Source organism: Kocuria arenosa, assembly GCF_042879215.1.
GTDB lineage: Bacteria > Actinomycetota > Actinomycetes > Actinomycetales > Micrococcaceae > Kocuria > Kocuria arenosa.
Genome location: NZ_JBHZTA010000012.1, coordinates 77,385 through 90,136 on the forward strand (window position 1 = coordinate 77,385; position 12,752 = coordinate 90,136).

The 12,752-nt window shown below is 70.9% G+C and carries 10 protein-coding genes and 1 pseudogene; 7 read left to right on the forward strand and 4 right to left on the reverse strand.

What is annotated here, in order from left to right:
* Positions 1-54 precede the first annotated feature (54 nt).
* Together ACFYE3_RS16785 and ACFYE3_RS16790 are read left to right on the forward strand one after the other, a co-directional pair.
* Positions 55-729, forward strand: a complete 675-nt coding sequence (locus ACFYE3_RS16785; protein WP_387610990.1) for a TetR/AcrR family transcriptional regulator — start codon at positions 55-57, stop codon at positions 727-729.
* Entirely contained in the window at positions 726-1,919 is a 1,194-nt protein-coding gene (locus ACFYE3_RS16790; protein ID WP_387610992.1) for an acyl-CoA dehydrogenase family protein, read from the forward strand. Before ACFYE3_RS16785 ends, ACFYE3_RS16790 begins: the two co-directional genes overlap by 4 nt.
* Positions 1,920-1,931: 12 nt before the next feature.
* On the opposite strand, the gene ACFYE3_RS16795 is transcribed toward ACFYE3_RS16790, so the two are convergent.
* The 4 genes from ACFYE3_RS16795 to ACFYE3_RS16810 form a co-directional block, all read right to left on the reverse strand.
* Positions 1,932-2,762: an IclR family transcriptional regulator gene (locus tag ACFYE3_RS16795; protein WP_387610993.1), complete on the reverse strand. Its 831-nt coding sequence runs from the start codon at positions 2,760-2,762 to the stop codon at positions 1,932-1,934.
* Positions 2,763-2,927: 165 nt separating this feature from the next.
* On the reverse strand, positions 2,928-4,670 hold the full coding sequence (locus ACFYE3_RS16800; RefSeq protein WP_387610995.1) for a BCCT family transporter: 1,743 nt from the start codon (positions 4,668-4,670) through the stop codon (positions 2,928-2,930).
* Between the two features lie 7 nt (positions 4,671-4,677).
* Positions 4,678-5,454: a creatininase gene (locus ACFYE3_RS16805; RefSeq protein ID WP_387610997.1), complete on the reverse strand. Its 777-nt coding sequence runs from the start codon at positions 5,452-5,454 to the stop codon at positions 4,678-4,680.
* A gap of 137 nt (positions 5,455-5,591) precedes the next feature.
* Positions 5,592-6,851: a M24 family metallopeptidase gene (locus ACFYE3_RS16810; RefSeq protein ID WP_387610999.1), complete on the reverse strand. Its 1,260-nt coding sequence runs from the start codon at positions 6,849-6,851 to the stop codon at positions 5,592-5,594.
* A gap of 538 nt (positions 6,852-7,389) precedes the next feature.
* Between ACFYE3_RS16810 and ACFYE3_RS16815 the strand changes: the two genes are divergently transcribed.
* From ACFYE3_RS16815 to ACFYE3_RS16835, 5 genes and pseudogenes are all read left to right on the forward strand, one after another.
* Complete coding sequence (locus tag ACFYE3_RS16815; protein WP_387611000.1) at positions 7,390-7,605, forward strand: hypothetical protein; 216 nt, start codon at positions 7,390-7,392, stop codon at positions 7,603-7,605.
* Positions 7,605-10,004 carry a phosphoenolpyruvate synthase gene (gene ppsA, locus ACFYE3_RS16820; protein WP_387611002.1) on the forward strand — a complete coding sequence of 800 codons (2,400 nt, stop codon included), beginning with the start codon at positions 7,605-7,607 and terminating at the stop codon, positions 10,002-10,004. Before ACFYE3_RS16815 ends, ppsA begins: the two co-directional genes overlap by 1 nt.
* Before the next feature lie 72 nt (positions 10,005-10,076).
* On the forward strand, positions 10,077-10,922 hold the full coding sequence (locus ACFYE3_RS16825; protein ID WP_387611003.1) for a pyruvate, water dikinase regulatory protein: 846 nt from the start codon (positions 10,077-10,079) through the stop codon (positions 10,920-10,922).
* A gap of 480 nt (positions 10,923-11,402) precedes the next feature.
* On the forward strand, positions 11,403-12,017 hold the full coding sequence (locus ACFYE3_RS16830) for an MBL fold metallo-hydrolase (protein WP_387806159.1): 615 nt from the start codon (positions 11,403-11,405) through the stop codon (positions 12,015-12,017).
* A gap of 130 nt (positions 12,018-12,147) precedes the next feature.
* A pseudogene (locus ACFYE3_RS16835) lies at positions 12,148-12,752 on the forward strand (inositol-3-phosphate synthase); the annotation flags it as partial.

Here is a 12,752-nt window from a genome sequence, read left to right on the forward strand (position 1 = left end):
AGGTTATTGGCGCCTCACTGGAATGTCCAGGTATCCGACTCGAGAGCAGGACCCGTGCCCCAGACCGAGCGCAGCCCCGGCCCGTCCACCACCGTGCGCGGGCAGGCCAAGGCCCAGCGGCGCCAGGACCTGCTCGCCGCCGCCGCGACGCTCTTCGCCGAGCGCGGTTACCCCGGCGTCTCGATCGACGACATCGGCGCTGCCGCGGGGGTCAGCGGACCCGCCGTCTACCGGCACTTCCCGAGCAAGCAGGCCGTCCTGGGCGCGGTCCTGCTCGAGGTCAGCTCCGACCTGCTCGACCGGGGCCGCGAGGTGGTGGCCCGCTCCCCCGACCCGGCCCGGCGGCTGCGGGCGCTGATCTGCTTCCAGGTGGAGTTCGCGCTGCACCGTCCCGCCGTGATCGTGGTGCAGGACCGGGAGCTGCCGAACCTCACCGAGGAGGACCGCCGTGCGGTCCGCGTCCTGCAGCGCGGCTACGTGACGCTGTGGGTGGACGCCCTGCGCGAGCTCGCCCCCGCGCGCGACGTCGCGGAGCTCACCCTGCGCGCGCAGGCCGCCTTCGGGCTCATCAACTCGACCCCCCACTCCCTGCGGACCGCGCACCGGCTGCGCGCCCCGCAGGACGCGGGGCGGCTCGACGTCGCCCGGGCCGCCCTCGAGGAGATGACCTGGGCCGCGCTGCGCACCGCGTTCGACCCGATCCCCACCAGCACAGGAGGCACCCCGTGACCGAGGCCCCGGCCGCCCAGCCCTTCCACCGGCCGTTCTACGAGGATGAGCACGAGGAGTTCCGCGAGGTGGCCCGCGAGTTCACGACCCGCGAGGTGGCACCGCACTACGCCGAGTGGGACGCCCAGCACCTGATGCCCCGCAGCATGTGGACGGCCGCCGGCGAGGCGGGCCTGCTCGGCCTCGCCGTGCCCGAGGAGTTCGGGGGCATGGGCCTGACGGACTACCGGTTCCGCGCCGTGCTCGACGAGGAGCTGGTCCGGCAGGCCGCCCTCGGCGTGGCCCTCGCGCTGCACCTGCACGACGACTGGGTGCTGCCGCACCTGCTCGCCCACGGCACCGACGAGCAGAAGCGGCGGTGGCTGCCGGGCATGCTCACGGGGGAGCTCGTCACCTCCGTGGCGTGGACCGAGCCGGGCGCGGGCTCCGACCTGCGTGGGGTGCGCACCCGGGCCGTGCGCGACGGCGACGAGTGGGTGCTGACCGGCCAGAAGACGTTCATCGGCAACGGGATCAGCGGGGACGCCGCCCTGGTCCTGGCCCGCACGGACGGAGGGACCGGGCGCGCCGGGGAGGACGGCCTCAGCCTGTTCCTGGTGCACAAGGCGGACTCCCCCGGCTACGAGACCGGCAAGCAGCTCGACAAGATGGGGGTCAAGGCCTCGGACACCGCCGAGCTGTTCTTCGAGGACGTCCGGGTCCCCGCCGAGAACCTCGTCGGCGCCGAGGGCGGCGGGCTGCGGCAGATCCAGCAGGTGCTGCCCCAGGGGCGGCTGGCGGTCGCCGTGGCCGCGAGCGCCGTCGCGCGCTCGACCCTCGAGAGCACCCTCCGGTACACCGGCGAGCGCACGGCCTTCGGCTCCCGGGTGCTCGACTTCCAGCACACCCGGTTCGAGCTCGCGGAGCTGACGGTCGAGGTGGAGGTCGTCGAGGCCTACGTGCAGCGGGCGGTGCACGCGTTCAACGCGGGGGCCCTCGACGTGGTCGGCGCGTCCAAGGCCAAGTACTGGGCGGGCGAGCGCGCGAAGGCCGTGACGGACCGGTGCCTCCAGCTGCACGGCGGGTACGGCTACATCCTCGACTACCCGGTGGCGCAGGCCTACCTCGCGTCCCGGCTGCTGACGATCTTCGGGGGCACCAGCGAGATCCTGCGCGAGACGATCGGGCGGGCCGTGGCCGACGGGGCGTGAGGGGCGCCCCGGTCAGCGCACCTCCAGGGACGCGCGCCCGGTCCGGCGGGTCCCCGGTGAGGCGCCGAGCCGCTGGGACACCTCCCGGGCCGCCGCCACGGCGGCGGCCGCGAGCAGCTCGGCCTGTTCGGGCGTGACCCGGTAGCGGGGTGCGGCGACCATGACGGCGGCGACCAGCTGGTCCCGGTGGTCGCGGACGGCGGCCGCGACCCCGACCTCCTCCACGGAGGTCTTGCCGTAGTTGACGGCCACCCCGTCGTCGACGACCTGCCGCAGGGACTCCAGGTAGACGTCGATGCTCGCCTCGGTGGGGTCGGGCAGCTCGACGATGCCGGACAGGAGCAGCGCCCGGACCCGCTCGGCCGGTTGCTCGGCGAGGAAGAGCTGCACCGAGGAGCTGAGGGCCGTGCTGTACCGGGTGCCCAGCGGGGTGGTGTGCTTGATCTGCCGCGGGCTGGGGATCTGCTCCACGCACACGGCCTGGTCGCCGTTCCAGACCAGCAGCGCGCTGGTCTCCCTGGTCCGCTCGGTCAGCTCGAGCAGCACGGGGTACGCCACCCGCCGCTCGTCCAGCTCCGCGAGCAGCGGGCCGGCCACCGAGATCAGGCCGAGCCCGAGCCGGTAGCGCCGCGTCTGCGGGTCGCGCTCCACCACGTCCTCCCGCTCCAGGGTGGCCAGGAGCCGGGAGACGGTGCTCTTGTGCAGGCCCACGCGCGCGGCGATCTCGGTGACCCCGAGCGTCGGTTCGTCCACGGAGAAGCAGCGCAGCACCCGCAGGGCGTGGGAGACGACGGACGCGGCGCGGGCTTCGCGCGAGGTGGCACTGGCTGGTGATTCAGTCATAGGACTACTCATTCTCCTGCACGGGGCGGTCCCGCCACAGCGGGGTGTCCGGGAGGTGGGACCGTGTTCTGCGGTCCCGCCTCCCGGACACCCCGCGACGGCGCTCGCGCCCGGGGTGGGCTGCCTGCCGTGGCCGCCGTCAGGGCCGGTGGTCGCGGGCGGGGATCACGGCCGCGCGAGCGCGTCCGGGACCGGTTCCCGCCCGACGGGCGCAGGCTGCCGGGCCGGGGGCTCCGGTGCCACCCGCTCCACCACCGTGACGTCCCCGCCGCCGGCCGCGTCCGGTGAGGGGTCGTTGACCTCCCGCTCCAGGCGCTCGGTCTCCCCGGTGCGGGTGAGCAGCCGGCGGACCAGGTTCGCGATCATCAACAGGATGACGAACGAGAACGGGAAGGCCCCGATGATGGTGCCGGTCTGCACCGTGTCGACCACCGCCGTGCCGCCGAGGGTGAGCAGCGTGAGGGCCACGGCGGCGATGCTGGCGACGAGCACCACGCGGAAGAGGGGCCCGGCCCTCCGGGGCGCGGAGACGAACTCGGCCAGGGCGTGGGCGCCGGAGTCCAGGGAGGTGACGTAGTAGGTGGCCACGAGGATGGTGGCCACCACGAGCAGCAGCGAGCCGATGACGGGCACGGACTCCAGCATGACGAACAGACCGCTGGAGGTGTCGGCCGCGACGGCTGCGGAGATGCCGCGGTCGCTGCGGTCGTCGTAGTGCAGGGCGGCCGAGCCGATGATCCCGATCCAGATCATGACGATCAGGGAGGGGATCACGGTGACGCCGATGACGAACTCGCGGATGGTGCGTCCGCGGGAGATGCGGGCGATGAAGCCGGCGACGAACGGGCTGAAGGCGATGACCCAGCACCAGATGAACACGGTCCACCAGCCGTTCCAGCTGTCCTGCCAGGTGGCGATGTTCTGGCCGGCGGTGCCGGCGTCGGTCCAGAAGCTCATCGCCGCGAAGTTGGCGATGAAGGAGCCGAAGGTCTGGGTGATGTTGGAGATGATGAAGATCGTGGGACCGAAGACGAGCACGGCCACCAGCAGGACGATGCTCAGGACCGAGTTCGTCTCACTGATCCGTTTCATGCCCTTGTTGATGCCGAAGAAGGCGGAGGCCGCGGTGAGCCCGGCCAGCCCGAGGATGACGAGCAGCCAGATGCCCGGGCCGGTGGTCAGGCCGGTGAAGGAGGCGAGCCCGGAGCTGAACTGCATGGCGGCGAAGCCGAAGGAGGTGGCCAGGCCCAGGACGGTGGCGATGATCGCGAGCAGTTCCACGACGACGCCGGCCCCGCGCTGGGACCACTTGGGCAAGATGTCCACGGTGGCCTCGCGGAAGGTGAGGCTCTTGCCGAGGTTGTGGTGGGAATAGGCCAGGCACACGGCCACCACGCAGTACATGGCCCATGCGGTGAAGCCCCAGTGGAAGTAGGACCAGACCATGGCGCCCTCGGCCGCCCCGTCGGGACCGGCGGGCACGACGGGGTTCTCGTCGCGCAGCAGGATGGGCTCGGCGACCGACCAGAAGATCAGGCCGATGCCCTGCCCGCAGGCGAAGAGCATCGAGTACCAGGCGAACTTGCCGTGCTCGGGCCGGGAATCCGGGCCACCGAGGCGAATGCTGCCCACCCGGCTGAAGGCCAGCCACAGGCAGACGGCGACCGCCACGAGGGAGTAGAGGATGAACAGCCACGTGAAGTCCCCGGTGACAAAGGTCCGGGCCGTGGAGATGGTCTCAGCCGCTCCTGTGGGGTTGATCGTCACGGTGATCAGCACGGCCAGGATCAGCACGGGCGGCAGGACGGTGATGATCGCCCGGTCCAACGGCGGGATGTGCCGGCCCCGGAACCGGGGCACCTCGACCGTTCCGGTCGCCCCGTCCGTCGTAGCGTCTGTCTTCTTCATGTGGTGCTCACTTCCCGAACTCGCTGGTGACCGCCCGGACGATGCCGGAACGGACGGTGGAGAGCAGCAGCTCGCCGCGCTGGGCGGTGGCGCCTGCTGGAGAGGAGAGGCATCCGGAGCTCGGGGTGCGAGCCGGGTCCTCGGGGAAAACGTCGTAGGGGGCCAGTTCAGCGGGGGGATGGTCGGGGGCCCGGGACATGTCGACCTTGTCCGGGTGCAGGTGGAGCATCAACGAGGTCTCGAGCACTCCTCCGTGCTCGATGTCCCAGCCGAGGAAGCCGTCGGGGAAGACGGCTTCCAGGGTTTGCTCGTCGACGAAGTCCCAGTAGGAGAGCAGCATGGCTCGGCTGTCGTCGAGACCGCTGGTCCGGGCTTCGCGCACCGCGAGGTCCAGTCCCTCGTAGAGGAACTGGTAGTTCTCGAAGTGGCCGTTGACCACCGCGACCCGGCGGATCCCGTGGCGGAAGAACTCCAGCACGACGTCCTTGGTCTGCGCGATGAGGGCCTGCGCCGAGAGGCTGGTGGTGCCGGTGCGGTGGTTGCCGCCGCCGGAGCGGGGCTGGGACTTGTAGCCGTAGGAGAACGCCGGCGCCACCAGGGCGTCGAGCTCATCCGCCGCCGCCGAGGCGATGGCGCGGGAGAGCATCGCGTCCACGCCCAGCGGCATGTGGGGGCCGTGCTGCTCTGTGGCCCCGGTGGGAATGAGCACCAGCCCGTGGCCGGTGGACGCGTACTCCTCGTAGCTGTGCGCGTCGAGGTCTTCGAGGAAACGGGTGCTGACCACAGAGTTCCTTCCGTGTGCCGGGTGCGTGGGCGTGCAGGTGGTGCCGGGTGCGGCCACCCCGGGTCCGGGGATGGGCGCACGGAGGCCGGGGATCCCGGTGGCGCCGCCCGCGGGCGGCGCCACCGGGATCGTCCGGATCAGGCCTGGATGATGTTGTGCTCGGGGCCGTAGGGGAACTTGGTGATGTTCTCCGCCCCGTCCTCGCCGATGACGAGGATGTCGTGCTCGCGGTAGCCGCCGGCCCCGGGCAGCCCGTCGGCCACGGTGATCATCGGCTCCATGGACACGACCATGCCCGGCTCCAGGACCGTGTCGATGTCCTCGCGCAGCTCCAGGCCGGCCTCGCGGCCGTAGTAGTGGGACAGCACCCCGAATGAGTGGCCGTAGCCGAAGGTGCGGTTGGCCAGCAGCCCGTGGGAGATGAAGATCTCGTTGAGCTCGGCGGCGATGTCCTTGCACACCGCCCCGGGCTTGATCAGCTCCAGGCCGCGCTCGTGCACCTGGACGTTGATCTCCCACAGCTCGCGCGAGCGGGCGTCGGGCTCACCGAGGAACAGGGTGCGCTCCAGGGCGGTGTAGTACCCGGAGGTCATCGGGAAGCAGTTCAGGGACAGGATGTCCCCGCGCTGCAGCTTGCGGGTGGTGGCCCAGTTGTGCGCGCCGTCGGTGTTGAGCCCGGACTGGAACCACACCCAGGTGTCGCGGACCTCGCGGTGCGGGAAGGTGCGGGCGATCTCGTGGACCATGGCCTCGGTGCCGGCCAGGGCGACCTCGTACTCGGTGATGCCTTCGCGGATCGCGTTGCGGATGGCCTCGCCGCCGAGGTCGCCGATGCGGGCGCCGTGCTTGATGACCTCGATCTCCTCGGCGGACTTGATCATGCGCTGGCGCATGGCGTCCTGGGAGACGTCGAGCAGCTCAGCCCCCTCGAAGGCGGCCTGGATGCGCCGGCGGGTCAGCAGCGGCAGGGCGTCGTCCTCGACGCCGAGCCGGCGGGCGGTGACGCCGCGCTGGCGCAGGGCTTCCTGGAGTCCGTAGTAGAAGTTGTCGCGCTGCCAGTCGGTGTAGACGATGTTCTCGCCGTAGCTGGTGCGCCAGGGCATGCCGGCGTCGATGTTGGCGGTGACCGTGACGGAGTCCTCGGCGGTGACGACCAGGGCGTAGTTGCGGCCGAACGTGGTGTAGAGGAAGTCGGAGTAGTACTTGATGCCGTGATAGCTGGTCAGGATCACGGCGTCGAGGTCCTGGGCGGCCATGATCCGGCGCAGGCCGGTGAGGCGGCGCTCGAACTCGGCGTCGGAGAAGGTCAGCTGCTGCTTGACCCCGTTGTGCAGGATCTTCAGGCGCTCGAGCTCGGCGACGGAAGCGGCGGGGGCTGTGGTGGGCGAGGTGGTCATGGTCGTCCTTTCGTGGAGCAGTTCCCGGTCAGACTCTCCGGGGCGGATCAGGGGAGGCGCTGCACTGCGGGCTCGGCGTCGCCGGCCTCGGCGGCGGAAGCGGAAAGTGCCGCTGCGCCTGACGGTTGTTGAGTCGAGGTGCCCTCGGTCGCCTGTTGTTGCATTCATCACAACCGAGTTGCTTCACTGTAGGAAGTGATGTGCACCACGGTCAAGGCTTTTCGCATAACTTCTCGAGCACCACCGGATTTAGACGTGCAGATGCCTGGATTGAAACGCATAACCGTTGCAATGAATGCAACGGGAGCGGGCTCCAGCCCTTTACCCCCACCGCGGTGGCCCGAAGAGCCGTCCGCAGGAGATGCCGTCACATCCTTCCGCGCTGTGTATATGAGTGATATATCTATTGGCGACAGAAATGTGGGCCGCATCACGAGCTGGGCGAGAGCACCATGCGCCCCGTGCGGCTCGCGGAGACACGTTCGTCCGCGGCGGCCGCGGTGCCCTCGGGCCGTCCTGGGCGGACATCGACGTCGTCATGGAGTCCGTTCCCATCGACCTGCTCACCCTGACGGCGGGCACCTCGGTGCTCACCGGCCACGGCGTGCCCGCCACCATCAGCGACGAGGGACCTCACCGGCACGGCCGGACCGAGCGCGGTCCCCGACGTCCGACCCGCCCAGGATCCGGCACGGCCTTCCCCGACGACACGACCGACGCCCGCTCGAACGCACCCCTAGGAGCACGATTCTGATGACCCATGTTCTTCCGTTCACCGAGATCGATCTGTCCGACCTGGAGGAGGTGGGGGGCAAGAACGCCTCCCTGGGCGAGCTGATCCGCAACCTGGGTGCGGCCGGCGTGCACGTGCCGGGAGGTTTCGCCACGACCGCGGCCGCCTTCCGGGACTTCTTGCGGGTCGGCGGGCTGGATGCGCAGATCGAGGAGGCCCTGGAGGATCTGGACACCGGCGATGTGAACGCCCTGGCCGCCGCCGGCGCCAGGATCCGCTCGATGATCCGTCAGGCGCCGCTGCCGGCGGCGCTGGAGGCCGACATCCGCTCGGCGTACGAGGAGCTGGCCGGGGCCCAGCCGGAGGGGGTGGAGGTGTCCTGGGCGGTGCGCTCGAGTGCGACCGCGGAGGACCTGCCGGATGCCTCCTTCGCCGGGCAGCAGGAGACGTACCTCAACGTCCGGGGCGTGGAGAACGTGCTGGCCGCGGTCAAGGACGTCTTCGCCTCGCTGTACAACGACCGGGCGATCGCCTACCGCGTCCACCACGGCTTCACCCACGCCGAGGTCGCCCTCTCCGCCGGTATCCAGCGCATGGTGCGCTCGGACGTGGGCGCCTCGGGGGTGATGTTCACCATGGACACCGAGTCAGGGTTCACCGACGCGGTGTTCATCACCTCCTCCTACGGGCTCGGGGAGGCCGTGGTGCAGGGGGCGGTCAACCCGGACGAGTTCTACGTCTACAAACCCGCCCTGGCCGCCGGCCGACCCGCCGTGCTCAAGCGCGGGCTCGGGGAGAAGGCCCTGCAGATGACCTACACGGAGTCCCAGGAGCTCGGGGAGACCGTGGCATTCGTTCCGGTCCCGGCGAAGCTGCGCGCCCGGTTCAGCCTCACCGACGCCGAGGTCGAGCAGCTCGCCCGGTACGCGGTGGCGATCGAGGACCACTACGGCCGGCCCATGGACATCGAGTGGGGCAGGGACGGGACCGACGGGCAGCTGTACATCCTGCAGGCCCGCCCCGAGACGGTCGTCTCCCGCCGGGCGGCCGGCGGCATCACGCGCTACCGGCTCCACGAGGACGGGAGGGTCCTGGCCGAGGGCCGGGCCATCGGCCAGCGCATCGGCGCCGGGCAGGTGCGGGTGCTGGACTCCATCGAGCAGATGGCCTCCTTCCAGGCCGGCGACGTCCTGGTGGCGTCGATGACGGACCCGGACTGGGAGCCGATCATGAAGAAGGCCGCCGCGATCGTCACCGACCGCGGCGGGCGCACCTGCCACGCGGCCATCATCGCCCGCGAGCTGGGCATTCCCGCGGTCGTCGGCACCGGCGATGCCACTACGACTCTGTTCGACGGGGATCCGGTGACGGTCTCCTGCGCCGAGGGCGAGGCAGGTCTGGTCTACGAAGGTCTGCTGGACTACACCGTGGAGGAGACGGCCCTGGGATCCATGCCGGAAGCACCGCTGAAGGTGATGATGAACGTGGGCACCCCGGAGCAGGCGTTCAGCTTCGCCCAGCTGCCGCACCACGGGGTGGGACTGGCCCGGTTGGAGTTCATCATCAACCGCCAGATCGGCATTCACCCCCTGGCGCTGCTGGCCCTGGAGAACGACGAGGCGAGCCTGCCGGCCGGTGTCGCCGAACAGATCCGGGAGCGGATCGCCGCCTACGCCGGTCCGCGCGACTTCTACGTCAAGCGCCTGGCCGAGGGGATCGCCACGATCGCAGCCGCCTTCGCCCCCGAGCCGGTGATCATCCGGCTGTCGGACTTCAAGTCCAACGAGTACGCCAACCTGCTCGGCGGGCCGGAGTTCGAGCCGGCCGAGGAGAACCCCATGCTCGGCTTCCGGGGGGCCTCACGGTACCTGTCGGAGAGCTTCCGGGCGGCCTTCGAGATGGAGTGCGCGGCCGTGCGCCTGGTGCGCACCGCCATGGGCCTGACCAACATCAAGCTCATGGTCCCGTTCGTGCGCACCCTGGCCGAGGCGCAGGGCGTCATCGAGCTGCTGGCCGCCAACGGCCTGGAACGGGGGGAGGAGGGCCTGGAGATCGTGATGATGTGCGAGCTGCCGGCCAACGCCCTGCTGGCCGGGCAGTTCCTGGAGCACTTCGACGGGTTCTCCATCGGCTCCAACGACCTCACCCAGCTCACCCTGGGCCTGGACCGGGACTCCGCGCTGGTGGCCGCCTCCTTCGACGAGCGCGACCCGGCCGTGAAGAAGCTGCTCGCGATGGCGATCTCCGCCTGCAAGGAGCGCGGCAAGTACGTCGGGATCTGCGGCCAGGGCCCCAGCGACCACCCCGACCTCGCCCAGTGGCTGCTGGACCAGGGCATCGACTCCGTCTCGCTGAACCCCGACGCCGTCGTCGACACCTGGCTGTCCCTGGCCCGCACCCCGGCCCAGCCCACCGCGTGAGCGGTGCCCGTGCCGGCGCCAGGCGCGCCGGCACGGGCACCGAGGGCACCGAGAAGAGAGGCACCTGCACCAGTGACCGACACCTGCCCGGTGGCGTTCTTCCTGTCGGACGGCACGGGAATCACCGCCGAGACGCTGGGCAACACCCTGCTCACACAGTTCCCGGAGCAGCACTTCGAACGCCACACCGTGCCGTTCATCGTCACCGTGGAGCGGGCGCGGCAGGTGGCGGCCCGCATCGACGCCGTGGCCGCCACCGGACGGATGCCGGTCGTGTTCTCCACCGTCGTCGACCCGGACATCCGCAGCATCCTGGCCAGGAGCAGGGGCTTTTTGGTGGACCTGTTCGGCGCCCACCTCCCCCAGCTGGAAGCCGCGCTGCACGCCCGGGCGAACCTGCAGCCCGGCAGGGCCCACGGGCTGGGTGACGCCATCCGCTACCAGACGCGGATGGCCGCGGTCGAGTACGCCATGGAGCACGACGACGGGCAGTCCATCCGGGCGCTGGAGCGGGCCGACCTGATCCTCATCGCCCCGTCACGCTGCGGCAAGACTCCCACCACCATGTACCTGGCCCTGCAGCACGGGATCCGCGTCGCCAACTTCCCGCTGGTGGACGAGGACTTCGAGCGGCGGGCCCTGCCGACCCCCGTGACACCCCACCTGAGGAAGTGCTTCGGACTCACCTCGCAGCCCCTCAGGCTCAGCCAGGTCCGTCAGGAGCGGCGGCCGTCGACCGTCTACTCCTCGCTCGCCCAGTGCTCCTGGGAACTGCGCAACGCCGAGGAGATGTACGCGCTGAACGACATCCCCCACGTCAACTCCGCCTCCATGTCCGTCGAGGAGATCTCGGCCACGATCCTCGAGCGCATGGAGCTCGACGAGGCCGGAGACGAACAGGCCGGCGGTCACCGGTGACGGTGGACCACGTGCGCCGGCCGAGGAGGCCGCTGCAGGGCACGGGCGCGCTCCCGCGCCCCGGCATCTTCCCCCGCTCCCTTGACAGGGAAGATGATCCCCCGGAGACTTTCCCCACACCAGGTGTTGCGCATCGTGACACCTGTTGCATCAAATGAGAAGAAGCTGCATGCAGTTGCGGGAGGGGCCCAGGCCCGGCGTTCGGTCACCGGCCAGCCGGGACAGCGGCCCTGCCTGACACGGAGAGGAAGACCCGATGCACCGAGTCCACCGTGCGCCGTCCAGGGGCGGGATCCGGGCCTGGCGCACCGGCACGACGCCCCCACCGGCCTCCGGACCCCGCGAGGCGTCCCGATGAGCGAGGGCTGCGTCTCCGGGCAGAAGCCGGTGCCGGGCGGAGGACGCCCCGAGCCCGCGCGGCCCCTCAGCGCATCGAGCAACGGAGCCGGCTCCTCCGGACGGGCGAGAGTGGAGCGGCTGGTGACCTCGGGCACGTTCTCCCTGGACGGGGGCACCTGGGAGGTCGAGAACAACGTCTGGATCGTCGGCGACGACGAGCAGTGCATCGTCATCGACCCCGCCCACGACGCCGCTGCCGTGGCGGCAGCCGTGGGGATCCGCGACACGCGCGCGATCCTCCTGACGCACGGCCACGACGACCACATCGGTGCCGCGCTCGAGGTGCGCGAGGCCCTCCGCGCCCCCGTGCACCTGCACCCGGCCGACACGATGCTGTGGCAGCAGACCCACCCGACCGCCGGTCTCGACGCCGAGATCGCTGACGGCGACCGCTTCACGGTGGCCGGAGCGCAGCTGGTGGCCCTCCACACCCCCGGGCACTCCCCCGGTTCGGTGTGCTTCTTCGCCCCCGACCTCGGGGAGAGCGGGGTGCTGTTCTCCGGGGACACCCTGTTCCAGGGCGGACCCGGCGCCACCGGTCGGCCCTGGTCGGACTTCGGCAGCATCATCGAGTCCATCCGCACCCGGCTGCTGACCCTGCCGGAGGGCACCGAGGTGCTCACCGGGCACGGGGAGTCCACCACGATCGGCGCCGAGACCCCCCACCTGCAGGAATGGATCGCCCGCGGTCACTGACAGGTCGCCGCCGGCCCGGCCCGGCTCTTCGCCCGGTCCGCACACCATCACATCCCCGTCCCCCAACCCCAGGAGGCACGCCGCGCCGGCACACGGTCGGTCGCGGTCGGCCTCCAGACGAAGGAGTCCCGTGTCCCACCATCCCATTCGTGTGGCCGTCGCCGGTGTCGGCAACTGCGCCTCCTCGCTGATCCAGGGCGTGCACTTCTACGCCGACGCCGACCCGACCGCCACCGTGCCGGGTCTGATGCACGTGGTCTTCGGCGACTACCACGTGGGCGATCTCGAGTTCGTGGCGGCCTTCGACGTCGACGCCGCCAAGGTCGGGCTCGATCTGTGCGAGGCGATCGGCGCCTCGCAGAACAACACCCTGGTCTTCGCCTCCGTGCCGCACACCGGGGTCACCGTCCAGCGCGGGCCCACCCTGGACGGGCTGGGGTCCTACTACCGGGAGGTGGTCCAGGAGTCCACCGCCGAGCCCGTCGACGTCGCGCAAGCGCTCCGGGACGCGCAGGTGGATGTGCTGGTGTCCTATCTGCCGGTGGGCTCGGAGGAGGCCGACCGGTTCTACGCCCAGGCCGCGATCGACGCCGGGGTGGCCTTCGTCAACGCGCTGCCGGTGTTCATCGCCTCCGACCCGGGGTGGGCGGGCAAGTTCGCCGAGGCCGGGGTGCCGATCGTGGGCGATGACATCAAGTCCCAGATCGGGGCGACGATCACCCACCGGGTGCTGGC

What these genes read in the sequence shown, in the direction of transcription:
- ACFYE3_RS16795 (WP_387610993.1), bottom strand. Translation starts at nt 2,762, where the DNA reads ATGACTGAATCACCAGCCAGTGCCACCTCGCGCGAAGCCCGCGCCGCG.
- ACFYE3_RS16800 (WP_387610995.1), bottom strand. Translation starts at nt 4,670, where the DNA reads ATGAAGAAGACAGACGCTACGACGGACGGGGCGACCGGAACGGTCGAG.
- ACFYE3_RS16810 (WP_387610999.1), bottom strand. Translation starts at nt 6,851, where the DNA reads ATGACCACCTCGCCCACCACAGCCCCCGCCGCTTCCGTCGCCGAGCTC.
- ACFYE3_RS16815 (WP_387611000.1), top strand. Translation starts at nt 7,390, where the DNA reads ATGGAGTCCGTTCCCATCGACCTGCTCACCCTGACGGCGGGCACCTCG.
- ppsA (WP_387611002.1), top strand. Translation starts at nt 7,605, where the DNA reads ATGACCCATGTTCTTCCGTTCACCGAGATCGATCTGTCCGACCTGGAG.